The 19,018-nt window shown below is 66.8% G+C and carries 18 protein-coding genes; 4 read left to right on the top strand and 14 right to left on the bottom strand.

The genetic code is table 11. The features are described 5' to 3' along the window. Positions 1-94: 94 nt before the first annotated feature. Both AC07M9_RS06525 and purC read left to right on the top strand, forming a co-directional pair. On the top strand, positions 95-601 hold the full coding sequence (locus AC07M9_RS06525; RefSeq protein WP_494882328.1) for a low molecular weight protein-tyrosine-phosphatase: 507 nt from the start codon (positions 95-97) through the stop codon (positions 599-601). 202 nt (positions 602-803) lie between these two features. Beyond that, positions 804-1,586, top strand: a complete 783-nt coding sequence (gene purC / locus AC07M9_RS06520; RefSeq protein WP_494882326.1) for a phosphoribosylaminoimidazolesuccinocarboxamide synthase — start codon at positions 804-806, stop codon at positions 1,584-1,586. Between the two features lie 109 nt (positions 1,587-1,695). On the opposite strand, the gene AC07M9_RS06515 is transcribed toward purC, so the two are convergent. The 11 genes from AC07M9_RS06515 to cysD all read right to left on the bottom strand — a co-directional run bounded on the left by AC07M9_RS06515 (position 1,696) and on the right by cysD (position 13,635). Continuing rightward, positions 1,696-2,436, bottom strand: coding sequence for a TetR/AcrR family transcriptional regulator (locus tag AC07M9_RS06515; protein ID WP_494882324.1), 741 nt, complete (start codon positions 2,434-2,436; stop codon positions 1,696-1,698). A gap of 24 nt (positions 2,437-2,460) precedes the next feature. Next, positions 2,461-3,942 carry an aldehyde dehydrogenase family protein gene (locus AC07M9_RS06510; protein WP_494882322.1) on the bottom strand — a complete coding sequence of 494 codons (1,482 nt, stop codon included), beginning with the start codon at positions 3,940-3,942 and terminating at the stop codon, positions 2,461-2,463. Positions 3,943-3,982: 40 nt separating this feature from the next. Beyond that, entirely contained in the window at positions 3,983-4,720 is a 738-nt protein-coding gene (locus AC07M9_RS06505; protein WP_494882320.1) for an SDR family oxidoreductase, read from the bottom strand. Between the two features lie 467 nt (positions 4,721-5,187). Continuing rightward, the gene (locus AC07M9_RS06500) at positions 5,188-5,634 is read right to left on the bottom strand and encodes a MarR family winged helix-turn-helix transcriptional regulator (protein ID WP_494882318.1); all 447 of its coding nucleotides are present in this window, start codon (positions 5,632-5,634) and stop codon (positions 5,188-5,190) included. A 48-nt stretch (positions 5,635-5,682) separates the two neighbouring features. Beyond that, the gene (locus AC07M9_RS06495; RefSeq protein WP_494882316.1) at positions 5,683-6,114 is read right to left on the bottom strand and encodes a nuclear transport factor 2 family protein; all 432 of its coding nucleotides are present in this window, start codon (positions 6,112-6,114) and stop codon (positions 5,683-5,685) included. Positions 6,115-6,236: 122 nt separating this feature from the next. After that, positions 6,237-7,946: a class I adenylate-forming enzyme family protein gene (locus AC07M9_RS06490; RefSeq protein ID WP_494883895.1), complete on the bottom strand. Its 1,710-nt coding sequence runs from the start codon at positions 7,944-7,946 to the stop codon at positions 6,237-6,239. A gap of 153 nt (positions 7,947-8,099) precedes the next feature. Further along, positions 8,100-9,083, bottom strand: coding sequence for an acrylyl-CoA reductase (NADPH) (gene acuI, locus AC07M9_RS06485; RefSeq protein WP_494882314.1), 984 nt, complete (start codon positions 9,081-9,083; stop codon positions 8,100-8,102). A 187-nt stretch (positions 9,084-9,270) separates the two neighbouring features. Beyond that, positions 9,271-9,942 (bottom strand): TetR/AcrR family transcriptional regulator, encoded by a 672-nt coding sequence (locus AC07M9_RS06480; protein ID WP_494882313.1) that lies wholly within the window; start codon positions 9,940-9,942, stop codon positions 9,271-9,273. A gap of 116 nt (positions 9,943-10,058) precedes the next feature. Then, complete coding sequence (locus AC07M9_RS06475) at positions 10,059-10,796, bottom strand: 3'(2'),5'-bisphosphate nucleotidase CysQ (RefSeq protein ID WP_494882312.1); 738 nt, start codon at positions 10,794-10,796, stop codon at positions 10,059-10,061. After that, a complete protein-coding gene (gene cysN / locus AC07M9_RS06470) occupies positions 10,796-12,733 on the bottom strand; it encodes a sulfate adenylyltransferase subunit CysN (protein WP_494882311.1) in 1,938 nt (645 codons plus the stop codon). The genes AC07M9_RS06475 and cysN overlap by 1 nt, the downstream gene beginning before the upstream one ends. Continuing rightward, a complete protein-coding gene (gene cysD / locus AC07M9_RS06465; RefSeq protein WP_007685178.1) occupies positions 12,733-13,635 on the bottom strand; it encodes a sulfate adenylyltransferase subunit CysD in 903 nt (300 codons plus the stop codon). The genes cysN and cysD overlap by 1 nt, the downstream gene beginning before the upstream one ends. A 110-nt stretch (positions 13,636-13,745) precedes the next feature. Between cysD and AC07M9_RS06460 the strand changes: the two genes are divergently transcribed. Further along, positions 13,746-14,834: a helix-turn-helix transcriptional regulator gene (locus AC07M9_RS06460; protein ID WP_494882309.1), complete on the top strand. Its 1,089-nt coding sequence runs from the start codon at positions 13,746-13,748 to the stop codon at positions 14,832-14,834. Positions 14,835-14,883: 49 nt separating this feature from the next. Here the strand turns inward: AC07M9_RS06460 and AC07M9_RS06455 are convergent, their stop codons facing one another. Genes AC07M9_RS06455 through AC07M9_RS06445 form a run of 3 tightly spaced genes read right to left on the bottom strand, consistent with a single transcriptional unit; the run spans position 14,884 to position 17,961 of the window. Then, on the bottom strand, positions 14,884-16,131 hold the full coding sequence (locus AC07M9_RS06455) for an MBL fold metallo-hydrolase (RefSeq protein ID WP_494882308.1): 1,248 nt from the start codon (positions 16,129-16,131) through the stop codon (positions 14,884-14,886). 1 nt (position 16,132) lies between these two features. Beyond that, positions 16,133-17,146, bottom strand: coding sequence for a zinc-dependent alcohol dehydrogenase (locus AC07M9_RS06450; RefSeq protein ID WP_494882307.1), 1,014 nt, complete (start codon positions 17,144-17,146; stop codon positions 16,133-16,135). Between the two features lie 23 nt (positions 17,147-17,169). After that, positions 17,170-17,961 (bottom strand): SDR family NAD(P)-dependent oxidoreductase, encoded by a 792-nt coding sequence (locus AC07M9_RS06445; protein WP_494882305.1) that lies wholly within the window; start codon positions 17,959-17,961, stop codon positions 17,170-17,172. Between the two features lie 163 nt (positions 17,962-18,124). On the opposite strand from AC07M9_RS06445, the gene AC07M9_RS06440 reads away from it, so the two are divergent. After that, on the top strand, positions 18,125-18,997 hold the full coding sequence (locus tag AC07M9_RS06440; protein ID WP_494882303.1) for a helix-turn-helix transcriptional regulator: 873 nt from the start codon (positions 18,125-18,127) through the stop codon (positions 18,995-18,997). Positions 18,998-19,018 lie beyond the last annotated feature (21 nt).

Raw genomic sequence — 19,018 nt, 5'->3', positions numbered from 1 at the left:
GTCCGATCCGGCCCATGGAAGCGCCGTCCATTCTCAGGCGCCTTTTCGGCCATCACTGAGAGACGCGCGGCCCGGGCTCCGCTATCGCCGCGCCATGTCCCCTGCCCCCTCCGTACTGTTCGTCTGCCTCGGCAACATCTGCCGTTCGCCCCTCGCCGAAGCAGCCCTTCGGCGTGAGGCGGAAGCGGAAGGCTTCGACGCCACCGTCGATTCGGCGGGCACCGGTTCGTGGCATGTCGGCAAGAGCCCCGATCCGCGCTCGTGCGACGAGGCGCGGCGCCACGGCATCGACATAGGTGGCTACCGTGCCCGGCAGGTCAGCCCCCGCGACTTCCACCGTTTCGACCACATCGTGGCCCTGGACGCTGCGAATCTTGCCGACCTGGAGCAGATCGCACCGGCCCGGAGCCGCGCTAAGCTCTCGCTGCTTCTCGACCATGTACCGGGCCAGTTGGGGCAGGATGTCGCCGATCCCTATTACGGCGGGCCAGAGGGTTTCGAGGAAACCTGGCGACAGGTCAGCGACGCCGCGCGCCACCTCCTTGCCGAGTTGCGGCACCGAAGCGCCGCGCACGGCACGGCTTTCGGGCCAAGCCGCTAATGTGCCGCTAATGCGCTGCTAATGCGGCCTTGTTGCACCGCCCATGGCTCCCAGCCCGGCGCCTGTCGTCAAGTCTCGTCCGGGCGGTTTGCTTTTGACCCCGCTTGCATTATATGCGCGCTCGAATGCCCCGGCCGTGAAAGTCGCCAAAGCGTCTTGATCGCCGGGGTTTGCTCTTATGTCGTTTCAAGGACCATGCCGCATGTCCCGTCGCCGCCAGATCTACGAAGGCAAGGCCAAGATCCTCTATGAAGGTCCCGAGCCCGGCACGCTGATCCAGTACTTCAAGGATGACGCCACTGCGTTCAACGCGCAGAAAAAGGGCACCATCCAGGGCAAGGGCGTGATCAACAACCGCATCAGCGAGTATGTGTTCACGCGCCTCAACCACATCGGCGTCCCCAACCACTTCATCCGCCGCCTCAACATGCGCGAGCAGCTGGTCCGCCAGGTCGAGATCATCCCGATCGAGGTCGTGGTGCGCAACGTGGCCGCCGGCTCCATCTCCAAGCGCCTCGGCATTCCCGAGGGCGAGATGCTTCCGCACACGCTGATCGAGTACTATTTCAAGGACGACGCACTCGGCGATCCGATGGTCGCCGAAGAGCACATCGCGTGCTTCGGCTGGGCCAACGCCGACGAGATGCAGGACATCGCCGCCATGGCGATCCGCGTGAACGACTTCATGGCGGGCATGTTTGCGGCGATCAACATCCGCCTCGTCGACTTCAAGCTCGAGTTCGGCCGCATCTGGGACGGCGACTACAGCCGCGTGATCCTGGCCGACGAGATCAGCCCAGACGGCTGCCGCCTGTGGGACATGACCACCGGCGAAAAACTCGACAAGGACCGCTTCCGCCGCGACCTCGGCGGTGAGGAAGAAGCCTACCAGGAAGTCGCCCGCCGCCTCGGCCTGCTGCAGGACGACGCCAACCCGAGCGAAGTCCTTGACCTGACCAAGCACCGCAAGCTTCGCGGCAAGTAAGCCCGGCCAAGGGTCGAACCAAAAAGGCGGCGCCCCCGGGGCGTCGCCTTTTTGGTTTGGGCCGAGCGATCAGTAGATGGTCGCCCCGGGCTGATCCGGGACGACGGGGTCACACGCGCCGGACGCCCGCCCTGGCGTCGCTGATCGCGAACTCCATCAGCCTCGCGCCTGGGATGAGATAGCGATCCTCGCTGACCTCCGGCCCCATTTCGACGAGGCGGCGCAGTTCGCGGTCGGTCACCAGCGTCACCGAGCGCTCGATGCCGATCATCAACATCGTCGCCATCGAGGTATGCGGCCCCAGGCCGAGCGGCTCGGCACCCATCTGGCGCACCAGCAGCCCGATGATCGGGCGGCTGCTCTCGATCCGGTGATGCATCATGCGCGCGTCCTGCTGGTCCGCCAGCGCGTTGCGCATGTGGAGCAGGCGCGAGTGACGCAGCCAGAAGGCGTGATAACGGCGTACGAAGCGGTAGCAGTGCTCGAACAGCGCCTCATCGGGCCAGCGTTCCTGCAGGACCGAGAGGTAGTCCTCCTCGGCCGTCGCCATGACCGGCTGGAGCGCCGCCAGCAGCAGTTCCGTCATGTCGGTGAAGTAGTTATACACCGAAGTCATGCCGAGCGAGGCCTGAAGCGCGACGCGGCCCAGCGTCACGGGTTCCTCCGAGGCCTCGATCAGTTCGATCGCCGCTGCCAGGATGCGCTCGCGCGTCACCCTGCCCTTACGGCCGAGCTTCTGTCCGTTGACGTTGTGGCTGACCGCAGCGCAGGCCACCGCCACCGCCGCCGATAGCGACGTCGACAGGGCCGCGAGGTGGCCAGCGCCGACCACCTCGGGTTCGTCCCCCACCACCGATGCCCCCCGAGTCGTGGTTTAGGCCGGCTCGACCTGACCGACCGGCCAGGCCAGCATCTTGACGTCGGTATACTCCTCGATACCTTCGAGACCCCATTCACGGCCCATGCCGCTGGCCTTGAAGCCGCCGAAGGGAATGTCGCCGGCGATGCACATGCCGTTGTTGACGCTCATCGAGCCGGTCTTGATACGGCGGGCGATGTTCATCGCACGGTCGTGGCTGCCCGAGACGCCGCCCGACAGGCCATAGGCGTTGTCATTGGAGATGCGGATCGCATCCTCGTCGTCCTCATAGGGGATGACCACCAGAACCGGGCCGAAGATCTCTTCCTGGGCGATGCGCATGTCGTTGGTGACATCGACAAAGCAGGTCGGCTCGACGAACCAGCCGCCGCCCTTGTCGGGACGGATCTTGCCGCCCGCCAGCAGCGTCGCGCCTTCCTCGACGCCGAGGTCGATGTAGCTCTTCACGCGCTCCATCTGGCGCTTGGAAACCACTGGGCCCATGATGTGCGCGGGGTTGGCGACGTCGCCCCAGTTGTCGCCGAAGTTGCCGTAGGCGCCCTTGAGGATGGCCTTGGCCTCCTCGTAGCGGCTCTTGGGCACCAGCAAGCGCGACTGCACGGCGCAGCCCTGGCCGGCGTGGAAGACCAGCATGGTCATCGCCACGTCCATGGTGAAGTTGGGTGCATCGTCGAGCACGATCTTCGCCGACTTGCCGCCCAGTTCGAGGAACACGCGCTTCAGCGTCGCCGCGCCCTGCTCCATGATGCGCTTGCCGACGCCGGTCGAGCCGGTGAACGAGATCAGGTCGACGCGCGGATCGGTTACCAGCATTTCGCCCGCCAGCGCCGGATCGGCGCCGAACACCACGTTGATGACGCCGGCGGGGAAACCGGCCTCCTCGGCCAGCTCACCGAAGATCGCGCCCATGCCCGGCGTGTTCGGCGCGGGCTTGAGGATCACCGTGCAGCCCGCGAGCAGCGCCGCGACGACCTTGCCGATGTTGACGTAGAGCGGCACGTTCCACGGCGTGATCGCGCCGACGACGCCGACCGCCTCGCGCAGGCCGACGCGCTTGTGGATGAAGCCGAACGCGGGCTTCTCGCCGTAGTCCTTTTCCCACTCGAGCTTGTCGAACACGTTCATGTATTCGTCCCAGCCGTCGAGCGCCATGTCGACATGCGCGCGGGTGACCGCGCCCTGCGCCGCACCGGCCTCGTGGATGGCGAGCTGGCCGACGCGGGCCCGCTCGCGCTCGAACAATTCGCGATACTTCGTCACCAGCGCGACGCGCTTTTCGATGTTGGTCGACCAGTCGGTCTCGTCGAAGGCCCGGCGGGCGGCGGCGATCGCCTCTTCGACGTCGGCAGCGGTGGCGTCGGCGGCCTTGCCGACCGGCTCACCGGTCCAGGGGCTGATGATGTCGAACGTGGCGCCGCCGGTCGCGTCGCGCAGCTTGCCGTCGATGTAGAGCTTTGCGTCGGGAAGAGTGGTCATGAGAGGATCCTTGGCGAGAAATCTGGGAGACTGGGGACGCTCAGGCCGTGCGGGCGCCGATCGAGATATGGGAAACCCGTACGTCAGCCGGCAGGTCGATGACCGCGCGGAACACGCCCGTGACCGAGTTGGAATGCGAGACCGCGCGGGTGCGCAGGTCGAGGCCGTTCTTCGCGCAGCCCATGTGGAAGCGCATCGCGGCGTCGCGGTCCCAGTTGGGGGAGTCCTTGCCCTCGTCGAACATCGGCCCGGCGCGCAGCAGCGCGACGCGGATGCCCGATTCCTCCAGCTCCGCCTCGAGCGAGGTGGTGAACATCTCCAGCCCCGCCTTGCTGCACTGGTAGAGCGACAGCATCACGAAAGGCACGGTCACGGATTCGCTGCCGACGTTGATGATCAGCCCGCCGCGCTCCATCATCGGGATGGCGGAGCGGCAGCAGTAGATCGGACCGCTGAGGTTGGTGGCGATGATCGAGTCGATCTGCCGGTCGGTCGCCTCCGCGATCGTGAAGGGCTCGTAGATGCCGGCGTTGTTGATCAGCACGTCGATCTTCGGGTGCTTTTCGGCGATCGCGGCGAAGGCCGCGCGCACGGAATCCGCGCTGGCCACGTCGCACTCCACCGCCAGGGCATCGCCGCCGAGTTCGTCGGCCACGGCCTGGACTTTCGACAGCGTGCGGCCGAGCAGGATCACGGTCTCGCCCTCGCTCGCAAAGCGGTGCGCCAGGGCCTTGCCGAGACCGGCTCCGGCGCCGGTGATGACGATCGTCTTACCCACAGTTCCTCCCACTAGACCGGTTGCCCGTTGTACGGGTCCGACTGCTTTCCAGCATCATAGCGAACAGGCAACGGCCAGCCTATCGCGGCGACGATGGTTCGAAGCGCACGCGCCGGGGCGATGTGAGGGGGGCTGGCAGTGCATCGACGGTACCCGCCTTCACACCAAGCTCGTCGTCCCTGCGAAGGCGGGGATCCCGCTTGTTCATTCGAGCTCGCAGAAGAAAGCGGGGCCCCCGCATTCGCGAGGGCGACGAAGATTATGGGACCGGATCCAGCGTGCTTATGGCCCGGTTCAAGGGTGGAACAAGGGCCCGATCCTTTTCGACCAAAACCCCCCGTCGCCCCGCGCAGGCGGGGGTCCCGCTTATTGCGCGAGGTAGAAAGAACAAGCGGGGTCCCCGCCTTCGCGGGTACGACGGGGATTATCAGTTGCAGGGGGCTGGCCGCCGAACCACGCCGCCGCGCTCAGTGATCCAGCGGGTCGCTCGTCGCAGGCTTGCCGGTGAGGTTGCCCAGGATGGTCTCCAGCATCGCGAGCAGTTGCGCCTTGTCGGCATCGCTGACCCCGGCGAGCGCCGCTTCGGAGGTCTCGATGGCGAGCGGCTGGAGGCGCTCGATCATCTCGTTGCCGCGTGCGGTGAGGTGGAGCTTCCAGGCGCGGCGGTCCGTGGGATCGGCGCGGCGCTCTACCAGCCCTGCGTCCTGCATGCGGTCGATCATGCGCCCGGCGGTGATCGGTTCGACCTCGAGGATTTCGGCGAGGCCTGCCTGGCGGATGCCCTCGTAGCGGCGCAGCACGCCGAGCACCTGCCACTGCGGCCGGGTCACTCCGATCTCTCTCGCGCGCTCGTCGAAGGCGCGCCGCATGAGGCGCGCGACTTGTCCCAGGACCGTGCCCACCCTGCGTTCCATCGCAGCAGGACTACTGAGCCGCCCCGAGGTTGACCAGACAATTCGAATTCAGGATGCTGGCCCCTCGGAACCAGGACGGTCCATCTCGACGATCAGCCGGGTCAGCGTCTGCTTCGCGATCTTCCAGCCCTCGGGCGTGCGCACGCAGGTCTCGTGGTAATGGCCGTAGCCGGTGAGCGCGAAGTCGTCCTTGATCACGCGGTCCTGCATGGCCCAGACCACTTGCGCCGTGTCGCCCTCGACGGTGATCTGCGGGGCGTGGATCTGGTGCGCGGTCTTCGCGTCGGCCAGCGAGCGGCTGACCATCGCCACGAAGTGCTCGCGCCCCTGCTCCACGGTGCCGCCGCTGGCGGTCGTGTCGACCACGCAGTCCTCGATGAAGAGAGCCTTCCAGCCGTCCCAGTCCTTGGTGTCGAGCAGACGGCAATAGGCGGCCTTGAGGTTGCAGATGGCGAGCCAGTCGGCGAAGTCGGGTGTCATTGGTCTCTCTCCCGATCAGACGGCTCGTCGACCGCCCTCGTTTTCTCAAAACCTTCCCTCGTCGTTCCCGCGAAGGCGGGACGACGAGGGAAAAGGGAGGAGTGGTCCTCCTCCCTCCCCCCTCAGGCATCCATCTCCGCGAGCCGTTCCGCCGCCAGCTTGCGCAAGTCGGCCGTCTTGATCTTGGCGCTGCCGGTGGTCTTGAGGTCGCTTTCGGCCACGAACAACACCCGGCGCGGCAGCTTGTAGCTCGAGAGCTTGGCCTTGGCGAAATCGCGGATCTCCTCCGCGCTCGGGGTCGCGCCTTCGACCGGAACGATGCAGGTCACCACCACTTCGCCCAGCAGTTCGTCGGGCACGCCCACGGTCTGCGTGACCTTGACCTCGGGATGGGCGCGGATGACCTCGTCGATCTCGAGCGGCGAGACGTTGGCGCCGCCGGTCTTGATGATGTCGTTGAGGCGCCCTTCCCAGAACAGCCGGCCCTGCTCGTCCACATAGCCGCCGTCGGCCGTGCGCAGGAAGCCCTCGCCGTCGAGCGATTCGTCGAGCGGGATGCCGAGGTAGCCGAGCATCAGCGTCGGGCCCTTGACCGCGATCTCGCCGCGCTCGCCGAGCGGCATGGTCGCGCCGGTCATCGGCTCGACGATCTTGATGGTGGAGCCGGCGGTGGGAATGCCGTGCGACTTGCCCGCGATGCTGTCCGGGGTGCCGGCCGGGAAGACCGAGATCAGCGTGAAGGTCTCGGTATTGCCGTAGGCCTGGCCGGGCTCCAGCCATTGGCTCGACACCGTGGGCTGGCGCGAGATCGGCTGGTTCTGGCAGACGTAGACCAGCGAGGACAGGTCGACGTCGAGATAGTTGGGCGCCGCTTCCAACTGCGCCCACTGGTGCGGCCAGGCCAGCGCCATGTTGGCCTTTTCTGCGGCCATAAGATCGAGCGCTTCGGCCGCGTCGAACCAGCGCTGAAGAACAAGGCTGCCGCCGCGCGACAGGGTGCCGCCCAGCGCCATGGTGAAGTTGCCCGACCAGAAGAAGCCGTTGGCCGACCACGTCCGCGCGGGGAGATCATCCTGGATCGCGTACCACTGCGGCCAGCGCCAGAGCTGCAGGCACACCCCGCGGTGCGCGCTGAGGATGCCCTTGGCCTTGCCGGTGGAGCCCGATGAGAACAGCAGGATGCCCGGATCCGACGGCGCCACCGCATCGCTCGCTGCGAGCACGAGGCCTTCGGCAACGCCCTCGCCCCGCGCGAGGAAGGCGCCGTAGCCCTCGATCATGCCGAGAGGTTCCTCGCTGTCGATCATCGCGGCGTAGCGCAGGAACGGGAACGTGCGCGAAGCCAGCTTGCCGGGCTCGCCAGTCAGCACTTCGGGCTCGAGGCCCGCCAGCATCTCGGCGAAGTCCTTCTTGAGCACCTTGCGCTCGAGCAGCAGGACCGAGACGCCCGAGGCCTTGAGCACGACGTCCAGTTCGGCAGGCGTAAAGAAGGTGCTGACCGGCGTCGCCACGCAGCCGGCGAGCGCAGCCCCGAAGGCAGCAGAGAGAAACTCCAGCCGGTTGGTCATCAGAATGCCGACACGGGTGCCCTTGCCGGTGCCCAGCGCGATGAGCGACTTGGCGACTTCCATCGAACGGGCATAGAGCTCGTCGTAGGTCCAGCGCAGGACTTCACCATCCAGGTGGATCACCGCCGCCTCGTTCGGGCCAAAACGCTCCGCGATCTCGCGCACGTAGCCGCCCAGCGTCAGCGCGCCGACGCCCTGCTCCTCGCCCAGCGGAATCCCGTGAACGATGGACAGTCCGTCCACAACCTCGACCGAACCCGTCATGCCATCCTCGTTTTCATTGTGGTTCAGGATCATTCTACCTGCACCTTTTTCGTCATCCCCGCGAAGGCGGGGACCCATCTGATGCCGGCGCGACATGGCAAGTCGTCAGATGGGTTCCCGCCTTCGCGGGAATGACGAAGTGGTGCGTGCAGGTCAGGCGTTCACGTCGACGATATAGCGGCCCTTGACCTCGCCAGACATGAACTTGGCGGCCGCCTCGATCGCTTCGCCGAGACCGATGGTCTGGCCGATGGTGTCGAGTGCGGCGGGGTCGAGGTCCTTGGCCAGGCGGTCCCAGGCCTTGAGGCGCTTGGCTTTGGGGGCCATGACGCTGTCGATGCCGAGCAGCGCGACGCCGCGCAGGATGAAGGGCATGACGGTGGCGGGCAGGTCGAAGCCCTGCGCCAGGCCGCAGGCGGCGACGGCGCCGCCGTACTTCGTCTGCGCGCAGGCGTTGGCGAGCGTGAAGCTGCCGGCGGTGTCGACGACGCCGGCCCAGCGCTCCTTCTGCAGCGGCTTGCCCTTGGCGGACAGTTCGGCGCGGTCGATTACGGTCTCGGCGCCCAGCGACTTGAGGTAGTCGGCCTCGTCCGGCTTGCCGGTCAGCGCGGCGACCGAGTAGCCCAGCTTCTTGAGGATCGCGATGGCGACCGAACCGACGCCGCCGGTGGCGCCGGTCACGAGGATCTCGCCCTTGTCGGGGGTCACGCCGAAGTCGACCAGCGCGTCGACGCAGAGCGCGGCGGTGTAGCCGGCGGTGCCGATCGCCATGGCCTGCGCCGGGGTGAAGGCGGAAGGCAGCGGCACCAGCCAGTCGCCCTTGAGCCGGGCCTTCTGCGCCAGGCCGCCCCAGTGGCCCTCGCCCACGCCCCAGCCGTTGAGCACGACGGTGTCGCCGGCCTTCCAGTCGGCGTGGCTGCTCTCGGTCACGGTGCCGACGAGATCGATCCCGGGCACCATCGGGAACTTGCGCACGACCGGCGAGCTGTTCGTGATGGCGAGGCCATCCTTGAAGTTCAGCGTCGAGTAGGCGACGTCGATGGTGACATCACCCTCGGGCAGCGCGGCTTCGTCGAGCTGCTGCAGCGTGACGGTCTGGCCATCGTCGTTCTTGTCGATCACGATTGCGGAAAACATGGGTAATCCCTCCTCGGCAAGCGCGGCGACCCCATCGCGGGATCACGCGCCGAAAATGTGCCGGTCCTGCTGACGGGATCGAGGGGCCTGCGTCAATGCCGCTGCAGCGCGGCATCGCCTAGGCGAAGTCGTCGGATGGTGAGGTGCCTGATGGACCCACGCACCTTCCGTTCGTGTCGCAGGAGCCTCAACCCGCTGCCTTGGGAGTCGACTTCGCCGACAGCCGCGCCGCAACTTCGGGGAAGCGCTGGGCACTCATCGAACCGTACATCGACAGGCGCAGAATCTCGTGCGTGAAACGGTGAGAAAGATGGTTGCGCTCGTCCTCGTTGGCGGCGTGGGAGCGCGCGAAAATCGGCCAGAAGAACACGCCCGCAAGGTTCATGACCGCCAGCACTTCGCTGTCCACGCCCGGCATCGCCAGCTTCGTTTCCGCGAAACGCTCGAGCGAACCCGCGTATTCCCGCCAGAAAGGATCCTGACTGGGGTCCGGCGACGCCAGCACCTGCTGGAGCCAGACGCGGCAAATTTCAGGGTTCTCCATGGCGAAACCGCACAGGCGTTCGGTGAGCGCGGCGGTGTCGACTTCCTCGACGCGGCGTTCGCCGATAGTCGCAGGATCACCGAAGACGGCCAGGAACAGCTTGTCCGAGACCCACTGGATAGTGGCCTCGATCAGCTTTTCGCGCGTTTCGAAATGCTGGTATGCAGTACCCCGGTTGACGGCGGCGAGGTGCGCCACAGCCGAAAGGCTCACCCCTTCGAGACCGTCCTTGGCGAGCAGATTGCACGCCGCGTCGAGGATCGTCTCGCGCGTCGCAGCGGGGTCGCGCACCCGGCGTCTGGTCCTGACTTCCATAACTGTCCCTTACGCCGGAAAGCGTGCGGCTATAGCGGCGGCAGTTATGATCGACAATGTTGATTATCATCGCCGGAAGGATCGTCGTCCCCGGCTGACCGGGGACGACGGGACTTTCAGAGGAAGGCCTCGACCTCGCGCAAGACCATGTCGGCATGTTCCTTCCGGCAGATCAGCAGGTCGGGCATGTACACGTCCTGCTGGTTGTAGACCAGCGGCGAGCCGTCGATCCTCGACACGTGGAGCCCCCAGCCGAGCGCGACGGCGGCAGGCGCGCAGCTGTCCCACTCATACTGACCGCCGGAGTGGAGGTAGATATCCGCCTCCCCGCGCAGGATCGCCATGGCCTTGGCGCCGGCCGAGCCCATCGGCACCAGCTCGGCACCGATCGCCTCGGCGACGCCGGTGGCCTCCTTGGCGGGACGGGTGCGGCTCACCACCATGCGCAAGGTTTCGGGCGCAGCCGGGACTTCTCCCGGCTTGTCCGAGCGCAGCACGAGATCGGCACCGGGCAGCGCCACCGCGCCGAGCAACGGCACGCCGTTCACCGCCATGCCGACATGGACCGCCCAGTCGGCCCGCGCCTCGCCGTATTCGCGGGTACCGTCGACCGGGTCGACGATCCACACCCGGCTCTTGGCGAGACGCTCGGCGTTGTCCTTCTCCTCCTCGGACAGGAGGCCATCCTCGGGCCGCTGCTCGCGCAGGGCGTGGCAGAGGAACTGGTTCGCGGTCTGGTCGCCGGCCTTGCCGAGCGCCTTGCCCCCGAACAGGCCGGATTCGCGGACGGAGAGGAGGATCTTGCCCGCCTCGTCGGCCAGTTTGGCGGCGAGATCACCGTCGCTATACGACATCAGGCGTCACCCAGCAGGGTATCGACTATGAGACTGGCGGCGTCTTCCGGCGAGAGCACCGTGGTGTCGATGCGGACCTCGGGATTGCGCGGCGCCTCGTAGGGGCTGTCGATGCCGGTGAAGTTCTTGAGCTCCCCGGACCGCGCCTTCTTGTAGAGGCCCTTGACGTCGCGCGCCTCGGCCACCTTCAGCGGGGTGTCGATGAACACCTCGATGAACTCGCCCTCGGGCAGCATCGAGCGCACCATCTCGCGATCCGCCTGGAACGGCGAGATGAAGGCGGTGATCACGATGAGGCCGCCGTCGGTCATCAGCTTGGCGACTTCGCCGACGCGGCGGATGTTCTCGATGCGGTCCGCCTCGGTGAAGCCCAGGTCCTTGTTGAGACCATGGCGCACGTTGTCGCCGTCGAGCAGGAAGGTGTGCCGGTTCATCCGGTGCAGCTTCTTCTCGACGAGGTTGGCGATGGTCGACTTGCCCGAGCCCGAGAGCCCGGTGAACCACAGCACCGCCGGCTTCTGGTTCTTGAGGTTCGCGTGCTGCCGGCGGTCGATGTCGACGGCCTGCCAGTGGACGTTCTGCGAACGGCGCAGCGAGAAGTTGATCATGCCCGCGGCGACCGTGGCGTTCGTCATCTTGTCGATCAGGATGAGCCCGCCGAGCGTGCGGTTGTCGGCATAGGCCTCGAACACGATCTGCTTGTCGGTGGTCAGCTCGGCGACGCCGATGGCGTTCAGTTCGAGCGTCTTGGCCGCCATGTGCTCCATGGTGTTCACGTTGACCGTGTACTTGGGCTCCTGGACCGTGGCCGAGACCATCTGCGTGCCCAGCTTGAGCCAGTAGGCCCGGCCCGGGATCAGAGCCTCGTCGGCCAGCCACACGAAAGTGGCGTCGAACTGGTCGGCGGTCTGCGGCGGGTTGTCGGCAACCGAGATGACCGAACCGCGCGAGCAGTCGATCTCGTCCTCGAAGCAGACCGTCACCGACTGGCCGGCGACGGCTTCGTCAAGGTCGCCGTCGAAGGTGACGACGCGAGTGATCGTGCTCGTCTTGCCCGAGGGCAGGACGCGGATCTTGTCGCCGGCCTTGACGCCGCCCGTGGCGATGAGCCCCGAGAAGCCGCGGAAGTCGAGGTTCGGGCGATTGACCCACTGCACCGGCATGCGGAACGGCTTGTCGGCATCGACCGAGGACAGGACCTCGACGGTTTCGAGGTGCTCGACCAGCGTGATGCCGGGGTACTTGGGCGCCGTGTACCAGGGCGTGTTTTCCGACAGCGTCGTGATGTTGTCGCCCTTGAAGCCGGAGATCGGCATCGCGGTGAAGCTCTCGATCCCGATCGAGGACGCGAACTCGGTGTAGTCCTTGACGATGGCATCGAACACGGCCTCGTCGTAGTCGACCAGGTCCATCTTGTTGACGGCCAGGACGATGTTCTTGATGCCGATCAGGTGGCACAGGTACGAGTGGCGGCGCGTCTGCACCAGCACGCCCTTGCGCGCGTCGATCAGGATCACGGCAAGGTCGGCGGTCGAGGCGCCGGTCACCATGTTGCGGGTATACTGCTCGTGGCCCGGGCAGTCGGCGACGATGAACTTGCGCTTCTCGGTGTTGAAGAAGCGGTAGGCCACGTCAATGGTGATGCCCTGCTCGCGCTCGGCGGCGAGACCGTCGACCAGCAGCGCGAAGTCGATTTCCTGGCCCTGCGTGCCGACCTTCTTGGAGTCGGCGGAGAGCGCGTCGAGCTGATCCTCGAAGATCATCTTCGAATCGTAGAGCATGCGCCCGATCAGCGTGGACTTGCCGTCATCGACGCTGCCGCAGGTGATGAAGCGCAGCATCGTCTTGTGCTCGTGGCTGACGAGGTAAGCGTCGATGTCGTCGGCGATCAGCTGGTCGGTGACGTAGACCGCTTCCTTGGTTTCGATATCGGACATCAGAAGTACCCCTGCTGCTTCTTGACTTCCATGCCGGCGCCGCCGGCATCCTTGTCGATGGCGCGGCCCTGCCGCTCGGACGTGGTGGTGAGCAGGGTTTCCTGGATCACCTCGGGGAGCGTGCTGGCCGTGCTCTCGACCGCGCCGGTCAGCGGGTAGCAGCCGAGCGTGCGGAAGCGGATCGAGCGCATCACCGGCTCCTCGCCGGGCTGCAGCGGGAAGCGGTCGTCGTCGACCATCAGCAGCATCCCGTCGCGCTCCACGGTGGGGCGCACGCCCGCGAAGTAGAGCGGCACGATCGGGATGTCGTTGAGGTGGATGTATTGCCAGATGTCCAGCTCGGTCCAGTTCGAGATCGGGAAGACGCGGATCGACTCGCCCTTGGCCTTGCGGGCGTTGTAGAGGTTCCACAGCTCCGGGCGCTGGTTCTTCGGGTCCCAGCCGTGCGAAGACGTGCGGAACGAGAAGATGCGCTCCTTGGCGCGGCTCTTCTCTTCGTCGCGGCGGGCGCCGCCGAAAGCGGCGTCGAAGCCGTACTTGTCGAGCGCCTGCTTCAACCCTTCGGTCTTCCACATGTCGGTGTGGAGCGCGCCGTGGTCGAACGGGTTGATGCCCTTCTCGGCCGCTTCGGGGTTCTGGTAGACCAGCAGGTCCATGCCCGAATCCTGCGCCATCTTGTCGCGCAGTTCGTACATTGCCTTGAACTTCCAGGTCGTGTCGACGTGGAGCAGCGGGAACGGCGGCGGCGAGGGATAGAACGCCTTGCGCGCGAGGTGCAGCATTACGGCGCTGTCCTTGCCGACCGAGTAGAGCATCACCGGCTTGTCCGCCTCGGCGACGACTTCCCGAATGATGTGGATGGCCTCGGCCTCCAATCGGTCGAGGTGAGTCAGGGTCTTCATTTCAGGCTATCCCTTCCATGGGCCTTCGTGGGGTTTGCCCCCTTCGTATCGTGGGCACGAATCGTCTTTTGCAGGGATGACATTCCGACAAACCTCCCATATGGGAGGGCATGGTACTGACTTCGAGGGACGAGACCGACCTGCTGCTTCCTCTGCTGCGCGGAGTGGGCGAGGACGGGCAGTTTTCCGAGTTCCTGGAACGGCTGAGGCGGCGCACCGATGCCGAATACGTCAGCATCGTCATGAAGCAAGGAGACGGCCCGCACGCCCAGGTCACCGACTTTCACGCCGGCCGTGACCTCAGGGCCGAAGCGCGCGAGGTCGATCCCTTCGAGATGCACGCGCTCGAACGCCTGCACTACGACCGGCTGCGGCCGGGGCGGGTCTATTCCGTCGCCGAATTCGTCGACCACGACCCGGTGTTCCGCGCCGAACGCAGCGGCAAGATGCGGCGCCTCGGTATCGCCGACGAGCGCGTGGTGCGAGTGCCCGACATCGAGGACACCAGCGCCTGGCTGATCATGGCGCGCGCGCGGCCCTGCACCGGAGCCGACAGCGCCCTGCTCTCCTCGCTCGCGCCTTATGTGGAAGCCGCGCTGCGCAGCTACGTCGCGCTGGAGCGGCACCGTATCCGCGCCAGCGTCAGCACGCAGGGCATGGCCCGCAGCGCCACCGCCTGGATGGTGCTCGACCGCGAGGCCCGGCTGCTCTCGATCGACCCACGCCTCGACACCTGGATGCGCGAGAACCTGCGCTACACCCCGCGGCTGGGCGAGCGCCTGCGCGACCTCGGGGTCCATGCCGAGCGCGAGCTGGCGGCGGCGGCGGCGCTGTTCGCCTCCAGCGATCCGCCGGCGCCGCGCCCGGTCCTTCTGCACGAGCACCCGAGGCTGGAAGCCCTGCTGACCGCCACCAGCGACATGCCGCGCCCCTCGATGCTGGCGCTGTGCCGCCTTCCCAATGCGCGCACGGCCGAAAGCGTGGAGCGTCTCGCCCGGCTGTTCGACCTCCCTCCGCGCGAGGCGGCACTGGCGATCGCGCTGAACGAAGGCCAGTCGATCGCCGAGGCGGCCGAGGCCATGGGCCTGACCCTGGAAACCGCGCGCAACTATTCGAAACGACTTTACGCCAAGCTGGGCGTGCGCGGACAGGCGGAACTCGTCCGCCTGGTGTGCGACAGCGTGGCGGTGATGGCCTGAGGGTTTGAAGAAATCCGTCGTCCCCGGTCGAGCCGGGGACGACGTCGGTTTAGCCCGCCAGCTTCGCTTCCATCGCCGCGATCTCGGAGCGCAGCCACATGGTCTCGGACAGGTTCTTGCCGCCGCTCGCCGTCAGCAGCGCCTCGTGTGCGGCCTTGCGCACCTTGAGCGCCTCGACGCTGCCAGGCTCGGCGTTCAACGCGATGTCGGCCAGATGCACCGACTCCAGAGCAGCGCCCGCGTCCAGCTTCGCCTGCGCCCGCTCGGCCAGCTTCGCCGCGCCGCCGGCCAGTTCGACCAGGTCCGCATCCACACTGGAACGCGGCACGCCGTAGAGGGCGGTGGTGCCGTCCTCGTAGTGCAGCCAGCCAGAATACTCGCGCCAGATCGACTTGACCGCCCAGCTGCCCTTGCCGTGAAATTCGCCGATCTCCAGCCCCTTAGGCCAGGCGAATTCGCGCATCAGGGTGTGGACATCCTTGCCGGCGTTCATGCCCTCCAGCGTGTAGTCGCGCACATGGCTGACGGCGGCGTGGAGCTTGTCGAGGTCGGCGCGGATGCGCTCCTTGCCGCGGATCGCCTCGCCGTGCCCGGTGACGACGATCTCGGCGCCGAGTTCGCGGATGACCTCAAGCGACTTCAGATAATTGCGCACCAGTCGAGGCTTGTCGCCGCGCAGGGTGTTGAGGAACGGCATCGACAGCCAGACCGGCCCGAAGACGTTGCCGGTGAAGGCGATCTTCTCGTTTGGCATCCACACCGTCAGAGCATCGATAGTCTCGCCCTCGGGGGTGGAGATCACCTCGAAGGTGCGCTCGCCCAGTTCGATAGTCAGGCGGCGGTCGACGAGGATGTCGGGCTCTACGTGCGGCGGCGCCTTGGGCGCGGAGCCGCGCTTGAGGGTGGAGCCCCAGAGCTTTCCGCTCCTCGGCCCGAAGAAGGGCTGGAGGCGGTTCATGTCGGCCAGTACTTCGTTGAAGCCGGGACCGCCGACGACCTGCGTGCCCTCCTCCACGAATTCCGGCAGCCCGCCGTAGTGGTCCGCATGGCTCTGCGTCAGGATGACGAAGGCGAGCGGGCCAGTGCGGTGCGGCGCCAGCAGGCGCTTGGTGCGCTCGGCGTTGTCCATGAAACCGGTGTTGACCATCACGTCACCCTCGGACGTGGTGACGAGGTAGGCGTTCGAAATGTCGTTCGCCTGGAAGATGAAGTCGGTGACGACAATGGCCTCGGCCTGCTCGTCGCCCGAGCGCACCAGATCGGCGAGCTTGGGTCCTGCGTCTTTCACGTCGCTCATGTCAGGCGTCCTCGAACTGGATCATGACCTTGGCGGACTGCGGCGTCGCCGCGATCTCGAGGCCGTGGAGCACGTCGTCGAAAGGCAGCGTGTGGCTGATCATCGCCGCGATCTTGTCCTGGAGGCGGGGCATGGCGGCGATCACCTCGGGCATCTCGGTGGGATAGCCGACCGCCGTGGTGATGGTCATCTCGCTCGTCAGCATGCGGCCGGCGGGGAATTCCAGCGGCTTCATGTAGGCGGCGGTGATGACCAGCCGCGCATGGAACTTGGCCATCATGATGACCTGCGTGAGAATGTGCGGCGCCCCCGCCGCGTCGATGTAGGCGTCGGTGCCGACACCCACGCGGCCGTAGCTCGGCACTTCGCCGTGGAGCCGCGCGAGTTCGGCGCGCAGGTCCACCTTGGTCGGGTCGAGCGCCGCCTGCACGCCGATGGCGCGGGCGCGTTCGAGGCGTTCCTCGGACAGGTCGAGCGCGACGACGTCGGTGATGCCACGGTCCCTCAGCCACAGCAGCATCCCGAGCCCGATCGGGCCGCAGCCGAACACCACCACCTTGTCGCCCGGTTTCACCTCGGCCCGGTTGACGCCGTGCATGGCGACCGCCAGCGGCTCGCACATCGCGGCGACATCGTAGCTGACGCCCTCGGGGATCGGCAGGATCGAATCGCCCAGCCGCGCCTCGCGCACCAGCAGTTCCTCGGTGAAGGCGCCTTCGGGGCCGCCCGAGCCGATGTTGCTGGGCGTCATCATCGGATTGACGATGACCGCGTCGCCCACGGCGATGCCGCTGACTTCGGCGCCCACCTGGAGCACCTCGCCCGCGCCCTCATGGCCCAGCGCGGTCTGGCCGCCGGGCTCGGCGGGCATGCCGCCGACCTTGATGTAGGTCAGGTCGCTGCCGCAGATGCCCACCGACTTCATGCGCACGACGACGTCCTTGGGGCCCGCCTCGGGACGTTCGTAGCTGTCGAGGCGGACATCGCCGACACCGTGGATGTTCAACCGCTTCATCGTCTCTCTCCCGTATGCCGCTGTTACGGCCTGACCATGTATCCGCCGTCGATCGTGATCGTCTCGCCGGTCATGAAGCTGCTGGCGTCCGAGCACAGGTAGGCGCCGATGCCCTCGAAGTCGGCCGGGAAGCCGGTGCGCTTCATCGGAATGGTGGGCGCGAAGTGCTGCGCGACCGCGTCGGCGCGCGCGCCCTCGCCCATCATCGGCGTGATGATGAGGCCCGGCGCCACCACGTTGGCGCGAATGCCGAGCGGTGCGAGTTCAATCGCCAGACAGCGCACGGCGGCGGCGATGCCCGCCTTCGACGAGGCGTATTCCATCTTGCCCGGGATGCCCTGGAACAGCGAGAGCGAGCCGCAGGCGACGAGGCTGCCGCCGCTTTCATCGCCCGCCTCGACGCGCTCCTTCATCAGACGCGCGCCTTCCCGCAGGGTAAAGAACGCACCGTGCAGCGCGGTCTTCTGGAAGTCGTGCCAGTGGTCGGTCGGCATATCGAAGACCGAGTTGTAGCGCGGGGATGCGCCCGAGTTGGCGAAGACGCAGTCGACGCGGCCGAAATCCGCCATGACCTGCGCATAGCCGTCGATGATGTTCTGCTCTTCGGAGACATCGATCTGGTAGGCGATCACCTTGCCGGCGCCCGCCGCCTCGAGTTCGGCCTTGGCCTTCGCGCTCTTCTCGGCATTGCGCGCCCAGATCGCGAGGTCGCCGCCCATCTTGGCGACGCCCATCGCGAAGCCGAAGCCGATGCCGCCGTTGCCGCCCGTCACCACCGTCACCTTGCCCGCGCAGTCGAAAAGGCCCTTAGCCATGTAACTTCCCTCTATCCCATTCGAGCCGCCTTCAAGCGGCGCTTTCGTGGGCGCGATGTTCCTCGCCCGCGCCTTGTCGGGCAAGGTCGCGGGATATAGAATTCGGGACCTAAGATGGCGTCCGGGACATATTACGGATAAGGCGCCACGCGGAGACCCGAGGATGACCTTCAGCGATGTCCATCGCCCCACCGCCAGCGTAGACGCGCAGCTGGAGACGGCCGGCGTGCTCGCACAGATCGTCCGCTACGACATTCCCGAGCCGACCGACGGACGCCATTCGGTAAGCGAGGGTTATCACGTCAACATGTGCCTCACCCCTCGCCCACTGCAGTCGCGCGGAGGATATCGCCAACGCTGGGGCCCGCACCGCCTGGAACGGCTGGGCGACATCTTCGCTTTGCCGCCCGGCGAGGAACTGTTCGTCAAGGGAGGCAGCGGGCGGCAGGCCTCGCTCATCTGCACGATCGACGCCGACCTCGTCCACGATCTCGTCGGGCGCGCGCTGACCTGGGACGACCCGCACCTCGCCGCCGCGCTCGACATCGGCAGCGCGCAGATGCGCGCGCTGCTGTTCCGCATCACCGCCGAAGTGCGCCACCCCGGCCTCTCGGCGCAGCGGATGCTGGGCTTCCTCGGCGGCGAACTGGCGATCGAGCTGGGCCGCCATTGCCTCGAAGTGGCCGAGCGGCCGATGACCGGCGGGCTGTCCGGCTGGCGGCTGCGGCTGATCGACGAGCGCCTCGCCGACGACCTCAGCGCGCCTTCGCTGGAAGAGCTGGCGGCGTTATGTGCGCTGTCGGTGCGGCAACTGACGCGGGGGTTTCGGGTCAGCCGCGCCTGCTCGATCGGCGACTATATCGAGCAGCGCCGGATGGAAGCCGCCAAGCGCCTGCTGATGGAGGGGGAGAGCGTGAAGACCATCGCTTTCGGGATGGGCTTCGCCTCGCCCTCCAGCTTCACCTTCGCGTTCCGCCGCGCGGTGGGGGCGAGCCCGAGCACCTTCCGGCAGCGGCAGGGGCGGGTGTTGGCTTAGCCTCGAACCCTGCCCACCAAC

It is taken from the genome of Novosphingobium sp. GW821-FHT09E05 (assembly GCF_059416165.1).
Note: the sequence above shows the minus strand (reverse complement) of the source record. Positions and strands in the feature narration are given on the sequence as shown.

Bases quoted from the DNA above. Each gene is read 5' to 3' on its own strand.
- AC07M9_RS06495 (WP_494882316.1), bottom strand. From the start codon at position 6,114: ATGACACCCGACTTCGCCGACTGGCTCGCCATCTGCAACCTCAAGGCC.
- acuI (WP_494882314.1), bottom strand. From the start codon at position 9,083: ATGTTTTCCGCAATCGTGATCGACAAGAACGACGATGGCCAGACCGTC.
- cysD (WP_007685178.1), bottom strand. From the start codon at position 13,635: ATGAAGACCCTGACTCACCTCGACCGATTGGAGGCCGAGGCCATCCAC.
- AC07M9_RS06480 (WP_494882313.1), bottom strand. From the start codon at position 9,942: ATGGAAGTCAGGACCAGACGCCGGGTGCGCGACCCCGCTGCGACGCGC.
- AC07M9_RS06455 (WP_494882308.1), bottom strand. From the start codon at position 16,131: ATGAGCGACGTGAAAGACGCAGGACCCAAGCTCGCCGATCTGGTGCGC.
- AC07M9_RS06510 (WP_494882322.1), bottom strand. From the start codon at position 3,942: ATGACCACTCTTCCCGACGCAAAGCTCTACATCGACGGCAAGCTGCGC.
- AC07M9_RS06525 (WP_494882328.1), top strand. From the start codon at position 95: ATGTCCCCTGCCCCCTCCGTACTGTTCGTCTGCCTCGGCAACATCTGC.
- AC07M9_RS06475 (WP_494882312.1), bottom strand. From the start codon at position 10,796: ATGTCGTATAGCGACGGTGATCTCGCCGCCAAACTGGCCGACGAGGCG.
- AC07M9_RS06460 (WP_494882309.1), top strand. From the start codon at position 13,746: ATGGTACTGACTTCGAGGGACGAGACCGACCTGCTGCTTCCTCTGCTG.
- purC (WP_494882326.1), top strand. From the start codon at position 804: ATGTCCCGTCGCCGCCAGATCTACGAAGGCAAGGCCAAGATCCTCTAT.
- cysN (WP_494882311.1), bottom strand. From the start codon at position 12,733: ATGTCCGATATCGAAACCAAGGAAGCGGTCTACGTCACCGACCAGCTG.
- AC07M9_RS06490 (WP_494883895.1), bottom strand. From the start codon at position 7,946: ATGACGGGTTCGGTCGAGGTTGTGGACGGACTGTCCATCGTTCACGGG.
- AC07M9_RS06450 (WP_494882307.1), bottom strand. From the start codon at position 17,146: ATGAAGCGGTTGAACATCCACGGTGTCGGCGATGTCCGCCTCGACAGC.
- AC07M9_RS06500 (WP_494882318.1), bottom strand. From the start codon at position 5,634: ATGGAACGCAGGGTGGGCACGGTCCTGGGACAAGTCGCGCGCCTCATG.
- AC07M9_RS06445 (WP_494882305.1), bottom strand. From the start codon at position 17,961: ATGGCTAAGGGCCTTTTCGACTGCGCGGGCAAGGTGACGGTGGTGACG.
- AC07M9_RS06440 (WP_494882303.1), top strand. From the start codon at position 18,125: ATGACCTTCAGCGATGTCCATCGCCCCACCGCCAGCGTAGACGCGCAG.